Raw genomic sequence first — 16830 nt, 5'->3', positions numbered from 1 at the left:
CACGGGCCGGAGACTGGTAACCCGGACGATTCATTAAAATCTGAATTTTGGACGATATAACATGGGTTTGACTGTAGCAGAAAAGATTCTCCATGCGCACCTTGTTGAGGGTGAGCTGAAAAAGGGCGAGGAAATCGCCCTGCGTATTGACCAGACATTGACCCAGGATGCCACAGGAACCATGGCCTATCTTGAATTCGAGGCCATCGGTATCCCCCGGGTGAAAACCGAGCTGTCGGTTTCTTATGTGGACCATAATCTGGTTCAGTCGGATTTCCGCAACGCCGACGACCACCGGTTTCTCCAGTCCGTGGCCCGCAAGTTCGGACTATGGTTTTCTCCGCCAGGCAACGGCATTTGTCACCAGGTCCATCTTGAGCGTTTTGGTGTTCCCGGTAAGACCCTGCTTGGATCGGATTCTCACACTCCAACCGGTGGCGGTTTGGGTATGCTGGCCATGGGAGCCGGTGGCCTGGATGTGGCCATGGCCATGGCTGGCAAACCGTTTTACCTGATCATGCCCAAAATTTTCGGTATACGTTTGACCGGCAGGCTTCAGCCATGGGTTGCGGCCCGTGATGTCCTCCTTGAGGTACTTCGCCAGCTTACCGTCAAAGGGGGGGTGGGATATATCATGGAGTATTTCGGGCCTGGAGTGGCCGAACTCAGTGTAACTGATCGGGCTACGATCACCAATTTTGGGGCCGAACTTGGCGCTACCACTTCGGTTTTCCCCTCTGATGAAAAGACCCGGCAGTTCCTGGCCGCCCAGGGAAGAGAAGACCAGTGGCAGGAACTCAAGGCCGATGAGGACGCAGTTTACGATCGGGTGATCGAGATCGATATGTCTACCCTGGAGCCCATGATCGCCTGCCCATCGTCACCGGATAATGTGGTTAAGGTCAGCGAGGTGGCCGGTAAACCCGTGGCCCAGGTTTTAATCGGATCATGTACCAATTCGTCCCTGCGCGACCTGACCGCAGTGGCCAGGATACTGCAAGGCAGGGAAACAAGCCGCGATGTCAGCTTTGAGGTCAATCCCGGCAGTAGACAGGCCCTGGAAAACCTGACCGCCCAGGGTGATCTCCTGCCGCTGCTCCAGGCCGGTGCCCGGGTCCATCAGTCCGGATGTCTCGGTTGTATCGGCATGGGACAGGCACCGCCCACCAATGCCATTTCACTGCGGACTTTTTCCCGTAACTTTCCGGGACGGTCCGGGACTCAGAATGACCAGGTGTATCTCTGCAGCCCCGAGGTGGCGGTGGCATCTGCCATCTCCGGCGTGATCACCGATCCGCGAGACCTGGGTGACTATCCCGAGATAGAGCTGCCGGAGAAGTATCTGCCCGGAGACGAGCGCATCGAAGCCCCGTGGCCGGAAGATGCCGGGGTGGAGATCATTCGTGGACCCAATATCGCCCCTTTTCCTGATTTCGCGGACCTGCCCGAGACCTGGAAGGGACGGGTCATGCTCAAGGTGGGCGACAACATCACCACCGATCATATCATGCCGGCCGGGGCAAAGATTCTGCCGCTGCGTTCCAATATTCCGGCCATCAGCGAATACGTTTTCCATGCCGTTGACCCGGATTTTGCCACCAGTATGAAGCAGGCTGCTGAACAGGGCGTGGCCGGAATGATTGTCGGGGGTGAAAATTATGGTCAGGGTTCAAGTCGCGAGCATGCGGCCCTGGCGCCGCGCTATCTCGGGGTTCAGATTAAACTGGTCAAGAGTTTTGCCCGGATCCACAAGGCGAATCTGATCAATTTCGGTATTGTTCCTCTCTGCTTTGCCAGCCCTGAAGATTATGATCTGGTGGAACAGGGAGCCGAAGTCGTGATCCCCGGCATCCGCGATGCCCTGGCCGGTGGTCAGGACAGTCTCATCGTGGAGGTCGACGGTAAACCGGTGGCCGCCACCATCGATCTTTCTCCGCGGCATCGGGAGATTCTGGTCGCCGGTGGTTTGCTGAACTGGGCCCGGGGTGTGTAGAAAGTATCCAGTTACAGCGTAATTGGAGAAAGAAGTTTAAAAAACAAATCTTTCTTGTAATTGCTTGCTTTCGGTAGTTTTTTGTTTGGTGGGGAGGGTGGAGAACAGTCTTGTCTGTATAAATTATTGTACTTTCCGGGGTGTTGTTCAGGATCAATGAATGAATGTTTTGCGCAGTAACGCATCGGAACTACGTGGAAGTGATATTTTTTCTTTTTGTTTTCTGAAGTGGCACGGCGGGTGCAATAATAAAGGTACTTTCTCATCTCTTCTCTCCTTTCTCCTTTTCCGGCTCGGCCATTGTGGCTGAGCCGGTTTTTTTTCAGGCCCATGCAGTCAAACACCACATCCATGATCAGCCGGGATCAAACCGTTGCCCTTGCGCGGTGTGCGACCTATGATCACGACACTCTGCTTCCCTGCCTGGATAAGGTCTTGCGCGCCACAGCCATGCCGGAGTGCCGGTCTCTGCGGGTCCTGCTCAAGCCGAATCTGCTTACCGGTCGCAAGGGTAATCTTCCCTGTACCGAGGCAGCGTTTATTCTGGCTGTCGTCCGCTGGTTCCTGGATCAGGGGGCCCGGGTCAGCCTGGGTGACTCCCCGGCTTTTGGCTCGGCAAGCAGGATCCTTGCCCGGTTGGGAATCCTGGAGAAGCTCCGTAGTTTCGGGGTCCGGGTGACGGATTTCCAAACCGTGCGGGAGATAGTGTTGCCCTCCGGCGTCAGGGCCGGGGTGGCAGCCGAGGCCCTTGGCTGTGACCTGCTTGTCAATATGCCACGGGTCAAGGCCCATGCCCAGATGCGCATGACCATGGCGCTGAAGAACTGTTTCGGTTGTCTGGTGGGGATGCGCAAGCCCTGGTGGCACATGCGCCACGGCGGAGACCAGCATTTTTTTGCCCGCCTGCTGATCGAGCTTCCCGGGGTCCTGCCGGATCAGATCGTGGTGGTGGACGGGATCACCGCCATGCACACCACCGGACCCATTGGCGGTGAGCCGTTTTCTCTTTGTCTGATTGGGGCCGGTAGAGACCCGGTGGCCGTGGATACGGCTCTGCTGGCCGTGATCGGGGTCGATCCCCGGACTGTGCCTCTCTGGCAGGTTTGCCATGAGCAGGGACAGGTGGCGACTGAACTGGGAGCTCTTCATTTTCCCCTGTGTCATCCTCATGATCTGCGTGTGACCGGTTTTGTCGCTCCGGAGCAACTCAATCCGGTTCGCTTCAATCTCTTCCGTTTCATGAAGAACTCCCTCAGGCGTATTTTGCTCCGAAATTCCTGCTGAGCCGACCGTTTCCTTGCAATCACCACCCAGTCGCATTACACTGCACCAGTTCTTGGCAACCGGGAACTTCTGTGTTGTCCGACGGGAACGTATTGAAATATAACTGTCTGTGTTTGAGTGGTTTTTATAGAGGGAGTTGAGATATGTTTGATCTGAAGGGAAAGGTGGCCCTGGTAACCGGTGGGTCGCGGGGGATTGGCCGGGCCATTGCCCTTAGGCTCGCCGAAAACGGGGTGGACGTGGTGGTCAATTATGTCCGCCACCGGAAGGATGCCCAGTCGACAGTGCAGGCCATTCAAGAGCTGGGAGGACGGTGCCTGGCTGTCAAGGCCAACGTGGCCAAGGAAGAGGATGTGGCCCGGATGTTCGAGGAAATTGCTCAAACGTATCAGCGTCTGGACATTCTGGTTTCCAATGCGGCATCCGGTGTGCTCAAGCCGGTGATGGATCTGACCACCCGCCACTGGAACTGGGCCATGGATATCAATGCCCGGGCCCTGCTGACCCTGAGTCAGCATGCCGTGCCCATGATGGAAAAGGGTGGCCGGATCATGGCGGTCTCCAGTATCGGTGCCGTGCGGGCGGTGCCCAACTATACCGTAGTCGGGGCGTCCAAGGCGGCTCTGGAATCCCTGGTACGGCATCTGGCCGTGGAACTGGGGCCCCGGGGGATTCATGTCAACACCATCTCGGCCGGAGTGGTGGATACCGATGCCCTGAAAAAATTCCCCAACCGCGAAGAAATCATTGGCGAATCACTGCGGCGTACCCCCATGGGGCGACTGACCACACCCGACGATGTGGCCGACGTGGCTCTGTTTCTCTGCAGTGATCTCGCCCGGATGATCCATGGCCAGACCGTGGTTGTGGATGGCGGGTATGCCATTGCCGGTTGATCCGGGCCAAACTCGGAGGATGCGGTATTTTTATTGAATTTAGCCGATGAATTTTGTATTTGTACAAAATTCAACATTGCTTCGATATTATAAACGTACACTGTACAGAGAAGGCCTTTCAGCGGGCCACCATATTCTGGAGGATTGACCACGCATGGAAACCATGTTCACTTCCAATGTTTTTGAAACAGAGGTAATTAAACTCGCCGATACGCAGGAAACGATTGTCCGGGGCGGGCGCGACAAATTTCCCCTTCTGCCCAAGGCCTTCGCGGGAATCAAGCAGATCGGTGTGATCGGCTGGGGCTCCCAGGGGCCGGCCCAGGCGCAGAATCTGCGTGATTCTCTGGAAGGAACTGATATTCGGGTCAAGGTGGGGTTGCGCGATGGATCCTCGTCCATGGCTTCGGCCCGGGAAGCCGGATTTACCGAGGAGAGCGGCACCCTGGGTGAGATGTGGGAGGTTATCGGAGAGTCCGATATGGTTATCCTGCTGATCTCAGATGCGGCTCAGGTGGAGCATTACAGACGAATTTTCGAGACCATGAAGGAGGGTGCCACCCTGGGCCTGTCCCATGGCTTTCTGCTGGGCCATCTTGAGTCCGTCGGCGAGGGGTTTCCGGACAAGATGAACGTTATCGGTGTTTGCCCCAAGGGCATGGGGCCCTCTGTCCGTCGTCTCTACGTCCAGGGCAAGGAGGTAAACGGCGCTGGGATCAACTGTTCCTTTGCCGTGGAGCAGGATGTCGATGGCCGGGCCACGGATCAGGCCCTTGGCTGGGCCATTGGCGTTGGAGCCCCTTACGTGTTCAAGACCACGCTGGGTCACGAGTACCGCTCGGATATTTTTGGTGAGCGCGGTATTCTGCTCGGGGCCGTCCACGGCATCTCCGAGGCAATGTACCGGCGTTTTGTCATGGAGAAAGGCATGGACGAGAAAGATGCCTTTATTTCCGTGGTCGAGAATATCACCGGCCCCCTGTCCCGCACCATTTCCCATGATGGTATTCTGGCTGTTTACAGGAATCTTGATGACGAAGGGAAAAAAATCTTCGAGCGCATGTATTCGGCTGCCTACCATCCGGCTTTTGATATCCTGATGGAGATCTACGACGAAGTCTCTTCAGGCAATGAAATTCGCTCCGTGGTCATGGCCGGAAAACGGTTTGACCGCTATCCCATGGGCAAGATTGACGGGACCAGGATGTGGAAGGTGGGAGAAGAGGTTCGGGCCAGCCGTTCCGGTGAGCCTCCGGTCAACCCGGAAACCGCCGGCCTCTACTGCGCGGTGATGATGGCCCAGATCGATCTCCTGATTGAAAAGGGTCACTGCCTGTCCGAGGTCTGCAACGAGTCGGTGATCGAGGCGGTGGATTCGCTCAATCCCTACATGCACTTTAAGGGTGTGGCCCACATGGTCGACAATTGCTCCACCACCGCTCGCCTGGGCTCCAGAAAATGGGCCCCGCGCTTTGATTACAATATCATGCAGCAGGCCTTTGTGGCCTATGATCAGGGTGCGCCGGTCGATGAAAACCTGGTTGAATCATTCAAGACGCATCTGGTCCATGACGTTCTGGCCACCGTGGCGACCATGCGTCCCTCCGTGGATATCTCGCTGACCGAGTAGCTGCTCGGGGCAGTGGATATGAAACATCTCTTCCTGCATGGCGGATCCGCACCGGCTGGTCCGCCATACCCATGTTGCGCTGCAGTAAGCCTTTGTCCTCCTGCTTGCGATTTTCTTAGGTAATGAAACCTGAGTTTCAGGAATATATTCGGGATCATGTGGTTCTGGGTGACGGTGCGCTGGGTTCCTTTCTTTTTGAGCGGGGTATCGAGCGCGGTCGGAACCTGGACCTGCTGAATCTGCAGGCGCCCGAGGTGATTTTTTCCGCCCATGAAGAGTATATTCGGGCCGGAAGTCAGCTTATCGAAACCAACACGTTCGGGGCCAACCGCTTCAAGCTGCGTGAGTCCGGGGCCGAGGAACAAGTACGGGAAATCAACCGTGCCGGTGCGGCCATTGCCTGCAAGGCGGCCGGACACCAGGTGTATGTGGCCGGATCCGTGGGGCCCACAGGGATCAGCTTCCCCCTGGACGAGGAGTGTGTCGAAGACAGGCGGGAGGTGACCGGGGATGAAATCCGGGCCGGGTTCCGGGAACAGGTGCTGGGCCTTGTTGAAGGCGGGGCGGATGTCCTGATCTTTGAGACTTTTTCCCACCTGGAGGAAATCCTTCTGGCCATAGGCGTGGCCAGGGAAGTGGCACCCGACGTTCCGGTTATTGGCCAGATGGTCTTTCCCGCCCGGGCCATGACAGTCCGCGGCAAGGATGCCCTGGATTGCTGTCAGCGTATGAGCGAGGCCGGGGCCCTGGTGGTGGGCTCCAACTGCGGGCGCGGCATCGATACCATGGTGACCGCTATTACCCGGATGTCTGCCGTTTGTGAGCAGGAAGTTCCGCTTTCAGCCTTTCCCAATGCCGGAATGCCGGAAATGGTGGGACACCGGATGATTTACCCGGCCCAGCCCGGCTACATGGCCTCCCGGGCCAGGGAGATGATCAAGCTCGGGGTCCACCTGATCGGGGGGTGCTGCGGCACAACACCGGCCCATATCCAGGAGTTTCGTTCCGCCCTGCGGATCAAGCCGGTGCGGGTCAAGGGAGGCAGGGTACTGAGTTCCCCTGAACAGACCAGGGTCCGAACCGCTGAACCGGTGTGTGGAGGGTTACTTGCCGGTCTCAACCCCGGCCGGTTACCGGTGATCGTCGAACTCGATCCGCCGACCCATCTGGACGTGGAACCGGTTGTCGAAGGGGCCAGGCAGCTTGCGCACGCAGGCGTTGACGCCATCTCGCTGGGTGAGAATCCCCTGGCCATCCTCCGGGCCGGCAATCTTGGGGTGGCGGCGCTTATTCGTAAACAGACAGGAGTGCAGACCATTATCCATCAGACCGGACGTGATCTCAACGCCCTGGGGCTGCAGTCGCGGATGATGGAAGCTCACCTGCTGGGGATCGAGGCGGTTCTGGCCGTATCCGGTGATTCAGCCGCCGGTACGGATCAGCCTGGAGTCACCGGGGTCTTTGATCTGCGGTCCATGGGACTTATCCGCATGCTGGACGGCCTTAACCACGGGGTGAACATGGCCGGGCGTTCTGTCAAGACCTCAACCAATTTTTCCATCGGTGCGGCCTTCAGTTTTCGGCCGGCCAGCCCGGGGTTGCAGATTGGTCGGCTGGAAAAGAAGGTAGCGCTCGGAGCCAGGTTCGCCATGACCCAGCCTCTTTTTTCCCGCGATGTGGTGGAACAGATGATGGAGAAGGTCGGCCATATCGATGTGCTGATGTTCCCCGGGATATTTCCCCTCATCTCTTCCCGCAATGCCGAATTTCTCCACAACGAGGTTCCGGGAATATCTGTACCGGCCAAGTTGCGGGCCGAGTTGGCCAGGTATGAACAGGTCGTCGATCAGCGCAAAGTCGCCCTGGAGTACACCGGGCGGTTGATCGAGGACATTGCTTGCTTTGTCGACGGCCTCTACCTTATCAGTCCGCTCAACAAGTGGGATATTGTCCTTGAATTTGTCAAACAGGTTCGGGCCGCAGGCTGGAAAGGCAGCGGCCGGGCTGATCGTTTTGTAACTGAGTCGTTGCAGTAGCAAGATATTTTTTTGGAAGGAGCACGACATGCCAACACATCTTTTTACCTCCGAGTCTGTTTCCGAGGGCCATCCGGACAAGGTTGCAGATCAGATTTCCGATGCAGTCCTGGATGCCATTTTGATCAAGGATCCCAACCCGGAACACGCGCGGGTGGCCTGTGAGACCATGATCAAAACCGGGGCCGCCATTGTCGCCGGTGAAATCACCACCGAGGCCTGGGTCGATCTGGATGAACTGGTTCGCGAGGTGATCTGTGAGATCGGCTACACCAGCTCGCGGGTGGGTTTTGATGGCTCCACCTGTGCGGTCATGTCGCTGATCGGCAAGCAGTCCGGCGACATCGCTCAAGGTGTTGACCGGGGAAACCCCGAGGAGCAGGGTGCCGGGGACCAGGGAATGATGTTTGGCTATGCCACCAATGAAACCGATGTGCTCATGCCGGCGGCCATCACCTATGCTCACCGGCTGGTGCAGCGGCAGTCCGAGATCCGTAAATCAAAGGTACTGCCCTGGCTGAGGCCGGATGCCAAGAGCCAGGTGACCCTTCGTTACGAGGATGACCGGGTGGTGGGAATCGACGCCGTTGTCCTCTCCACTCAGCACGATCCGGATATAGACTACTCGCGGCTCCAGGAGGCGGTGATGGAAAATATCATTTTGCCGGTGCTGCCCAAGGAGTGGCTGCACAAGGATACCCGCTTTCATATCAATCCCACGGGCAGTTTTGTGATAGGTGGGCCGGTGGGAGACTGCGGCCTGACCGGACGCAAGATCATCGTCGACACCTATGGCGGCATGGCTCGTCATGGAGGTGGCGCGTTCTCCGGCAAGGATCCCTCCAAGGTAGACCGGTCCGCTGCATATGCCGGTCGCTATGTGGCCAAAAATATTGTCGCCGCTGGCCTGGCCGACCGGTGTGAAATCCAGGTATCCTATGCCATCGGCATTGCCGAACCCACTTCGATTTCCGTGGAAACCTTCGGTACGGCCAAGATTCCCGAGGAGCGTATTGTCGAGTTGATCCGTAACCATTTCGATTTGCGTCCCTATGGGATTATCACCATGCTGGATCTGGTTCGTCCCATATATCGCAAGACAGCCGCGTATGGACATTTTGGCAGGGAAGAGCCGGAATTTACCTGGGAGAGGACCGACAAGGCTGACGAGCTGCGGGATGCGGCCGGCATCAAGTAGAGTTCGGGTTGCCGGGAAATGAACTTTGGCACGTAGTAACGAGGATCAAAGTAAAAGAAGTTTGAGTACCACTGAAACTCAGCCTGCATTACGGTATTATTTTTCTGAGCTCAGGTGACAGGCACCAAAAAGAAAAAACTTCCGGAAACGGGATCCATGGAGAAGACAATGACTGATTATAAAGTGGCGGACATAAATCAAGCGGAATGGGGTCGCAGGGAAATTTCCATTGCCGAGACCGAAATGCCGGGGCTCATGGCCCTGCGGGAGGAATATGGCCAGGAAAAACCGCTGGCCGGGGCCAGGATAGCCGGCTGTCTGCACATGACCATCCAGACGGCGGTTCTCATGGAAACCCTGGTGGCACTGGGAGCCGAGCTGCGCTGGTCCTCCTGTAACATTTTCTCGACCCAGGACCATGCAGCCGCAGCCATGGCCGCGGCCGGTATCCCCACCTTTGCCTGGAAGGGCGAGAGCGAGGAGGAGTTCTGGTGGTGTATTGATCAGACTATTTTCGGGCCGGATGGCTGGCGGCCGAACATGATTCTCGATGATGGTGGGGACCTGACCCAGGTCATGCATGAAAAATATCCAGAACTTATGAAGGATGTGCGCGGGCTGTCCGAGGAAACCACCACCGGTGTTCACCGGCTCAACGAGATGGCCCGGAAGGGAACCCTTCTGTGCCCGGCCTTTAATGTCAACGATTCGGTCACCAAGTCCAAGTTCGATAACCTTTACGGCTGTCGGGAATCGTTGATTGACGGTATCAAGCGGGCCACCGATGTGATGATTGCCGGTAAGATAGCCGTGGTGGTGGGCTATGGTGATGTGGGTAAAGGCTGTGCCCAGGCCCTGCGCGGCATGGGAGCAACCGTGCTGGTGACCGAGGTCGACCCCATTTGTGCCCTGCAGGCGGCCATGGAGGGATACCGGGTTGTGACCATGGAGGAGGCCGCCCCGGTTGGCGACATCTTTGTCACCTGCACCGGCAACCTCAAGGTGATCACCCGGGCCCATATGGAGGCCATGAAGGATCAGGCCATTGTCTCCAATATCGGCCATTTTGACTCAGAGATTGATATCGCCGGGCTCCGCGACCTGACCTGGGAAAACATCAAGCCCCAGGTCGATCATGTCATTTTTCCCGATGGCAAGCGGATCATTGTTCTGGCGGAGGGGCGGTTGGTCAACCTTGGATGTGCCACCGGCCATCCCAGTTTTGTCATGTCCAATTCTTTCACCAACCAGGTCCTGGCCCAGATCGAACTCTGGAAGCATAGCGAGAAGTATGAGAACAAGGTCTACTTCCTGCCCAAGAAGCTTGATGAAAAGGTGGCCCGGCTCCACCTGGAAAAAATCGGCGCCCATCTCACCAGGCTGACCCCTGAGCAGGCCGAGTACATCGGTGTGGATGTGGATGGACCTTACAAACCGGATTATTACCGGTATTGAACGGTTGCTGTCGTATATTTCCGCTGTTCAAGTTTGCCTGGTTGTCCGATGAAGGCATCGGGACGAGAATGATTGTTCTCCCGATGCCTTTTTACGTTAACTGGGGGAGTCTGTTACGGGAGGGTTCAGGAAAAGGGATGAAAATTGGCTTCTTACTTTCAGTGTTGTGTGTGGGCGTGGTTGTTGTCCTGTCTGGTTGTGCTCGTTACGAGACAAGAGTCATGGAAACCACCGCCTATTGCGGGTGTGGGAAATGCTGCTCCTGGGAGCGTGGATCCTGGAAGTATATGAAACTGGACTTCTGGAAACGCTATGTCAGCGAAGGACGGCGGGCCGGGACCCCCTATACAGGCAAGACTGCAAGTGGCAGCGAACCGGTGGAGCCTCATCCGGGGCTGATTTCGTCAGATACGCTCCGGCATCCTTGGACCATTCCCGCCCGGATAGTCTTTCCCTGGCTCTGGCTTGAGCGTGATGGAACCATTGCCGCGGATACGCGTTATTATCCCTTTGGGACCCGGATGTATGTCCCTGGTTATGGCTGGGGAGTGGTGGCGGACCGTGGCGGAGCCATCAAAGGTCCGGATCGGATTGATCTTTATTTCGACTCCCATGATCAGGCGCTGCAATGGGGCCGGAGGCGGCTTGAGGTGAAGATCGAGCGATAGAGGTTCCTGCTCCCGGCCTGGTTCAGACTCTCATTATCCTCTTTTTATTCCGTCTGCGTGCGCCTTGAGTATGGCGATACAGCGTACGGATCTTCTGGCACCCTGTTTGTTTCCCTTCTGTTCATAATAGATCTGACTCAGTTCCAGGGACTCTATGGCAAGGCGTATGTTTTTGCGCTGTACCTGGACCGGTTCTTTTTTCCACTCTTCAACTGCCTGGAGGGCCTGAGCCTCGGTGCCAATGGTGATTGGTTCCATAACTGACAGGTTCCTTGTGAAAATTATATTTCTTCCAGTTCTATTTCTTCAGGGGGGACGGACAGGGAGGAGGCGATGTCTAAGGCCACCTCCTGCAGGGAAAAATAGGGCTTGCCCTGGTCGACAACAAAGGTGTAGTCGGTGCCGTTTTCATCAAGCAGCTCCATCACCTGAAAGGTGTCGCCGCGCACGCCAAAACTTTCGTAATCACAGGTTATTAGAAAAAGCATGGCCGTTCTCCAGCGTCCGGGGGGCGACCCGTGGCCAATGTTGTTTGCGTCAAGGGGGGCATAACCACGATGCAGATGTTCCCAGGCAAGTAAAAAAAAATCGTACCCCTGCCTGCTGCCACCGGACAGGTCTCCTTAAGACACCTAACCTGTGGACATCAGGTACATATTCCAGAGTGACAGGTGTGTCAACAGTTTTTCCCGCTGACAGGAGGTATCTTTTATATCCCTCGGTGGTTCCGGGACTGTTGGAAAACCTCTGCGCTTTTTCGCCTCATTTTTCCTTGTCTCATCTTCGCTCGTTACGTTTTTCAACATCCTCTTACCTGTGGGTAAAGGCATAACTGTGCTATGCTGTGACTGATAATTGGGCGTACTTGATCGCCATTTTTCTACGGAACCTTTTTGGTGTGTTTTGAGGCAGAGATCGAAAATGAATGAAATTATCGTTGTCGGCGGCGGACTTGCCGGCTGTGAAGCATCCTGGCAGGCCGCCCGTCACGGAGTGCGGGTCACCCTGTATGAGATGAAGCCGCACCGCTTCAGTCCGGCCCATGAATCAGAGTTTCTCGGTGAACTGGTCTGCTCCAATTCCCTCAGGTCCAATGCCAGGGATTCTGCAGTAGGACTTCTCAAGGAAGAGATGCGTCGTCTTTCCTCGCTTATCATGCGGGCGGCGGAGGCCACCGCAGTGCCCGCTGGAAAGGCCCTGGCCGTGGATCGGGAGAAATTTGCCGCTTTCATCAGTCGGGAGATGGAAGAAAGCGAGCTTATTACCGTGGTGCGTGAGGAGGTGGTGGATATTCCATCCAGTGGATCAACTCCGGTGGTCCTGGCCACGGGGCCCTTGACCTCCGAATCCCTGACGGAAAAACTGATCCGGCTGACCGGGGAGCGCCACCTGGCCTTTTACGATGCCATAGCCCCCATTGTCACGGCCGAATCCCTGAACATGGACATCATCTATCGCAAGTCGCGTTGGGAGGATGGGCCGGGCGACTATCTCAACTGTCCCATGGACAGGGAGCAGTACCTTCATTTTATCGGCCTGCTGGCCGAGGCCGAGACCGTACCGCTGAAGAGTTTTGAGCAGACCAAGTATTTCGAGGGCTGTCTGCCCATCGAGGTGATGCTCTCCCGGGGTGAGGATACCCTGCGTTTCGGGCCCATGAAGCCGGTGGGGCTTGAAAATCCCCGCACCGGCGAAACCCCGTATGCCGTGGTGCAGCTCCGGGCCGAAAATCTGGACCAGACCATGTACAACCTGGTCGGTTTTCAGACCAAGCTGACCTGGCCCGAGCAGAAGCGGGTTTTTCGGACCATTCCCGGGTTGGAACAGGCTGAGTTTGTCCGTCTCGGCTCCATCCACCGTAATACCTTTATCTGCGCTCCGGCCCTGCTGGATGGGACTTTGCAGATGAAAAAACGGCCCGGTCTCTTTCTGGCCGGTCAGCTCTCCGGAGTTGAAGGCTATGTGGAGTCAGCAGCCATGGGACTGGTCGCCGGAATCAATGCGGCCCGGCTCAGCCGGGGCCTGGAACTGTTAGTTCCGCCCGAGGTCAGCGCCCATGGCGCCCTTATCCGCCATCTGACCCTGTCGGATCCCAACCATTTTCAGCCCTCCAATGTTAATTTCGGCCTCTTTCCACCACTGGGCCGCAAGATCAGAAAACGGGAGCGGGGTGCCCTCCGGGCTCGACTGGCCCTGGAAGCGCTCCGTGAATGGCAACAAAAGCTGGGAATTTGATCGTGAGCGAGAACACATCCCAATGTCCACCAGAAAGTCCGGGCAACCTCCCTCCGGTAACCATAGGCTTTGTGCTCGACGGCGGCGAAAGTCCGGAGGTACAGCAGCGGGTTGCATGGCTGCGGGATACGCTTGTGCGCACTCTGCAGCGGGATTTTTCTGAATTTGCGTGGTCGATCCGTCTCATGTCACGACGGGATTTTCCTCGGGATCTGCCCCTGGACCCCCTGGAACTGCTTGAGTTCGGTTCGGACATCAAGATCGAATACGGGCTGGATTTTCTCCTGGTCTTCAGCTCCCTGCCCCTCAAGGCCAGGTTTGACCAGACAGTAAGCGGCGTACCTTCCAGCATGCTGGAAACCGGGGTGGTGACCCTCTCCCGGCTGCTGGAAAACAGCGACAGGCAGGTCATTGACCGAGCAATGCTTGCCCTCTGCCGGCATATCCTCGGGCATCTCTGGGGACTTGATCATAACGAAGACTCCGTGATGCGGCCCCGCGAGTTCTGGAGTGGTGATGAGCCCCTGGACTGGAGTGTGGAAGAAAAGAAAAATATCGGGGCCTATCTTCAGAATATTGCCGATCCTCGGCTGGAAGAGACCTCGACCGCCGCCACCAGTGTCTGGCGCTTTTATCTTCAGGTGCTCCTCCGTGAAGGCGTGGCGCTGGCCAAAGATATCCTTCTTTTTCGCTCCTGGCTGATGATGCTCCATCTGGGACGGTTCACGGCCGCCACCGCGGTATCCATTATCTTTCTCTTTTTGAGCGCAGAGGCCTGGGAAATGGGGGCGGCCATCCGTTCCGGCTGGCTGGACCTGATCCTTGCTTTAGTCCTGCTGGCAGCCACCCTGTCGCTCTATTTCGGGCAGAATCTTCAGGGAGTTGGCCGGTCTGACCGGATGATGGAGCAGGCGGTTCGCTCACGGATCGTCCTGTTCGGGACCCTGCTGGTCGGCATGGTTTCTTTCTGGATCAATCTGTTTATAGTATCACTTGGGGTCATCTGTCTCCTGCCGGACGGGGTTCTGGCCGGCTGGGCCGGCCTGGGCGACCAGGACCTGCCCATGGTCCATTTTGCCAAGCTTATGGCGACCTTCGGTATCCTGGCCTCGTCCCTGGGCGGGAACCTTGAGGAGGAGCACGATCTCAAGGCTGTGCTTGTCTATACAGAGGAGACGTAGAACGCATGCGAAAAAAACTCTTTGACATGCTGAGCCACCAGGCGCCCGGCTCTCTACAGCGGGGTTCTACCGTCTTTATGGTAGTTGTCATCTTTTCCAGTTCCATTGCCCTGGTTCTCACCTCCGAACCTGCGGTGGAGATACGTTTCGGTCGTCTGCTGGGGGCGGTGGAGGTCGTGGCCAGTCTGACGTTCATGGTCGAATATCTGCTCAGGATCTGGACGGCCCCCGAACAGTACCCCCTGCGTTCGCCCTGGAGCAGCCGGGTCCGTTATCTTACCTCGTTCATGGGGCTGGTGGATCTGTTTTCCTTTCTGCCGTCCCTGATCATGCTGGCCGGGGGGCAGCAGACGCCGATACTCATGCTTCTGCAGCTCACCCGGTTGTTAAAGCTGACCCGTTATTCTCTCGCCTTTGATCTGTTGGCCGATGTTCTGCGCGATGAGGCAGAATCGCTCTTGGTTTCGGTCATGTTGATGTTTATTATTTTGATATTCGCCTCAGTGGGTATCTATACCTTTGAACATCAGGTGCAGCCAGAAGCATTTGGTTCCATTCCCCACGCCATGTGGTGGGCTATTGTTACCCTGACCACCGTTGGCTATGGAGACGTGACCCCGGTCACTGTGCAGGGAAAAATATTTGCCACCCTGATCACTGTGGTCGGGGTCGGGTTGGTCTCCCTGCCCGCCGGTATCATTGCCTCCGGTTTCACCGAGCAGCTGCGGCTGCGGCGGGAGCGGTTTCAGTCCGAGGTGGAACAGCTGCTCCAGGACGACGGCCATCTTTCCAGTGAGGATATGGGCCAGCTCGAACGGGATCGGCAGGAGCTTGGTATCAATCGGGACAAGGCCGAGTTGATTATCAGCCAGGTGCAGCAGAGGGAACAGCAGTGGCTGCGCAAACACCAGGACAGCAGTGGAGCAGGTGATCCCGGGGCCAGGGCTTGAGGGATGGAATTTTCCGGGATCTGGCCCCTGTGCCAGCCAACGGCCAGTTCACTGCCTGCAGGCTGTCAGCATTAATGCTGGTTTTTGGAAACAGTGTGTTTTTCAACCATGTTTCACTTTCTGAAGAGGAGGGACAGCCATGAATTTTGCGAACAAGGCGATAACCATTCAGGAGAAGCTTGTTGACCTGCTGAACAAGAAGGAAGATCCGGCAATTTCGATAATCATTGGTAACGAGTCGAGGACCACGGAAAACACGGCGCTTAAGATAGCGCTCAAGGATGAGATAAAAAAGGTAGTGGCGACTCTTGATGAGCGGGGCTACCCCAAGCGGGTGGTGCGAATGCTGGATGAAAAGATGCGGCAGGGCATGGACGATGTTGATTTTACCGGTTTTCTGCATGGGATCGGGATTTTTGTTTCTGAAAATGAATATGAAATCCTTTATTTCCCTTTTCAAATTACCAGTAAGACCACGGTGGACACTTCCTTTGAGATTCGTGACCTGCTGATGACAGTCAACCGCAGCTTCCAGTATGATGTGATTTTGCTCAGCAAGAAGAAAACCCGTTTTTTTAACGCCTATGGTCCTGAAATCCAGGAATTTCTGACCAGTGCCATTCCCGGAGGGGTGGATGACGTTATCAAGATGAAAAAGGACGGCGCCATTGATCCGGAAAAAGTCGAGACCGATGCCCTGAAGAAATATGTCCGTGATGTGGACCATTTTATTCGGATTTTCACCCCCATGAACCGGCCGCTGGTCGTCATCGGCGACGCCCGGCTGCTTAGCTATTTCAAGGAGACCACCCGAAGGCCGGACAAGATCATCGGCGAGATCCAGGGTAGTTTCGATGACGCCCGGGTCTCTGAAATCCAGGAGCGGGTGGCGGAAATCTACCAGGAATTCCAGGAGAAGTGGGAAAACCAGCTGGTTGACAACATGCAGGAGGATATTGATCGGTTGCGGTATGTTTCCGGTATCCAGGAGGTCTGGACAGTGGCGGCCATGAAGGAGGGGCGCGTTCTGCTGGCCGAGCGTGATTACCGGGAAAAGGGCTGGAGTGTCAAGAACAACGTCTTCCTGGTCCTCGGCGAGGAAAAACCTGAAGAAGAGGCCGAGTTCCATGAGGACGCGGTAGATGATGTTGTTGAAATGGTTCTCTCCCAGGGGGGAGAATCCTATTTTGTCGGGCCTGGAAAACTCGAAAAGTATGATCGGATCATCCTGTCCACCAGGTATTGATCCTCCTGTTGTCCATGGGTCTTGAAGAGTGCACAGGCAGGCCGGATGTCTTCCGACC

At 56.4% G+C, this 16830-nt stretch carries 15 protein-coding genes; 12 read left to right on the top strand and 3 right to left on the bottom strand.

The window, feature by feature from the left end; genetic code table 11:
• Window positions 1-61: 61 nt before the first annotated feature.
• On the top strand, window positions 62-1993 hold the full coding sequence (locus ACXJJY_RS07740; RefSeq protein WP_456386694.1) for an aconitate hydratase: 1932 nt from the start codon (window positions 62-64) through the stop codon (window positions 1991-1993).
• Window positions 1994-2004: 11 nt separating this feature from the next.
• Here the strand turns inward: ACXJJY_RS07740 and ACXJJY_RS07735 are convergent, their stop codons facing one another.
• Window positions 2005-2325: a hypothetical protein gene (locus ACXJJY_RS07735; protein ID WP_456386692.1), complete on the bottom strand. Its 321-nt coding sequence runs from the start codon at window positions 2323-2325 to the stop codon at window positions 2005-2007.
• On the opposite strand from ACXJJY_RS07735, the gene ACXJJY_RS07730 reads away from it, so the two are divergent.
• From ACXJJY_RS07730 to ACXJJY_RS07700, 7 genes are all read left to right on the top strand, one after another.
• Window positions 2324-3277 (top strand): DUF362 domain-containing protein, encoded by a 954-nt coding sequence (locus ACXJJY_RS07730; RefSeq protein ID WP_456386690.1) that lies wholly within the window; start codon window positions 2324-2326, stop codon window positions 3275-3277. The genes ACXJJY_RS07735 and ACXJJY_RS07730 overlap by 2 nt on opposite strands.
• 152 nt (window positions 3278-3429) lie before the next feature.
• Window positions 3430-4173 (top strand): enoyl-[acyl-carrier-protein] reductase FabL, encoded by a 744-nt coding sequence (gene fabL / locus ACXJJY_RS07725; protein WP_456386713.1) that lies wholly within the window; start codon window positions 3430-3432, stop codon window positions 4171-4173.
• Window positions 4174-4327: 154 nt separating this feature from the next.
• The gene (locus ACXJJY_RS07720; protein ID WP_456386688.1) at window positions 4328-5803 is read left to right on the top strand and encodes a ketol-acid reductoisomerase; all 1476 of its coding nucleotides are present in this window, start codon (window positions 4328-4330) and stop codon (window positions 5801-5803) included.
• Window positions 5804-5925: 122 nt separating this feature from the next.
• Window positions 5926-7839: a bifunctional homocysteine S-methyltransferase/methylenetetrahydrofolate reductase gene (locus ACXJJY_RS07715; protein ID WP_456386686.1), complete on the top strand. Its 1914-nt coding sequence runs from the start codon at window positions 5926-5928 to the stop codon at window positions 7837-7839.
• 28 nt (window positions 7840-7867) lie between these two features.
• Window positions 7868-9037 carry a methionine adenosyltransferase gene (gene metK, locus ACXJJY_RS07710; protein ID WP_456386684.1) on the top strand — a complete coding sequence of 390 codons (1170 nt, stop codon included), beginning with the start codon at window positions 7868-7870 and terminating at the stop codon, window positions 9035-9037.
• A gap of 168 nt (window positions 9038-9205) precedes the next feature.
• Window positions 9206-10492 (top strand): adenosylhomocysteinase, encoded by a 1287-nt coding sequence (gene ahcY, locus ACXJJY_RS07705; protein ID WP_456386682.1) that lies wholly within the window; start codon window positions 9206-9208, stop codon window positions 10490-10492.
• A gap of 287 nt (window positions 10493-10779) precedes the next feature.
• Complete coding sequence (locus tag ACXJJY_RS07700) at window positions 10780-11160, top strand: 3D domain-containing protein (RefSeq protein ID WP_456386680.1); 381 nt, start codon at window positions 10780-10782, stop codon at window positions 11158-11160.
• 33 nt (window positions 11161-11193) lie between these two features.
• Here ACXJJY_RS07700 and ACXJJY_RS07695 read toward each other — a convergent pair whose 3' ends face one another.
• Together ACXJJY_RS07695 and ACXJJY_RS07690 are read right to left on the bottom strand one after the other, a co-directional pair.
• The gene (locus ACXJJY_RS07695; protein ID WP_456386678.1) at window positions 11194-11418 is read right to left on the bottom strand and encodes a hypothetical protein; all 225 of its coding nucleotides are present in this window, start codon (window positions 11416-11418) and stop codon (window positions 11194-11196) included.
• A 23-nt stretch (window positions 11419-11441) separates the two neighbouring features.
• A complete protein-coding gene (locus ACXJJY_RS07690; protein ID WP_456386676.1) occupies window positions 11442-11648 on the bottom strand; it encodes a hypothetical protein in 207 nt (68 codons plus the stop codon).
• Window positions 11649-12081: 433 nt separating this feature from the next.
• Between ACXJJY_RS07690 and trmFO the strand changes: the two genes are divergently transcribed.
• The 4 genes from trmFO to ACXJJY_RS07670 all read left to right on the top strand — a co-directional run bounded on the left by trmFO (window position 12082) and on the right by ACXJJY_RS07670 (window position 16772).
• The gene (gene trmFO / locus ACXJJY_RS07685; RefSeq protein WP_456386674.1) at window positions 12082-13395 is read left to right on the top strand and encodes a methylenetetrahydrofolate--tRNA-(uracil(54)-C(5))-methyltransferase (FADH(2)-oxidizing) TrmFO; all 1314 of its coding nucleotides are present in this window, start codon (window positions 12082-12084) and stop codon (window positions 13393-13395) included.
• A 2-nt stretch (window positions 13396-13397) separates the two neighbouring features.
• Complete coding sequence (locus ACXJJY_RS07680) at window positions 13398-14576, top strand: hypothetical protein (RefSeq protein ID WP_456386672.1); 1179 nt, start codon at window positions 13398-13400, stop codon at window positions 14574-14576.
• A 5-nt stretch (window positions 14577-14581) separates the two neighbouring features.
• Window positions 14582-15526 (top strand): ion transporter, encoded by a 945-nt coding sequence (locus ACXJJY_RS07675; RefSeq protein ID WP_456386670.1) that lies wholly within the window; start codon window positions 14582-14584, stop codon window positions 15524-15526.
• Window positions 15527-15665: 139 nt separating this feature from the next.
• Complete coding sequence (locus tag ACXJJY_RS07670) at window positions 15666-16772, top strand: baeRF3 domain-containing protein (RefSeq protein ID WP_456386668.1); 1107 nt, start codon at window positions 15666-15668, stop codon at window positions 16770-16772.
• Window positions 16773-16830: the final 58 nt, after the last annotated feature.

The sequence above is a fragment of the Desulfolithobacter sp. genome (genome assembly GCF_054025815.1).
This window is presented reverse-complemented; position numbering and strand designations above follow the sequence as displayed.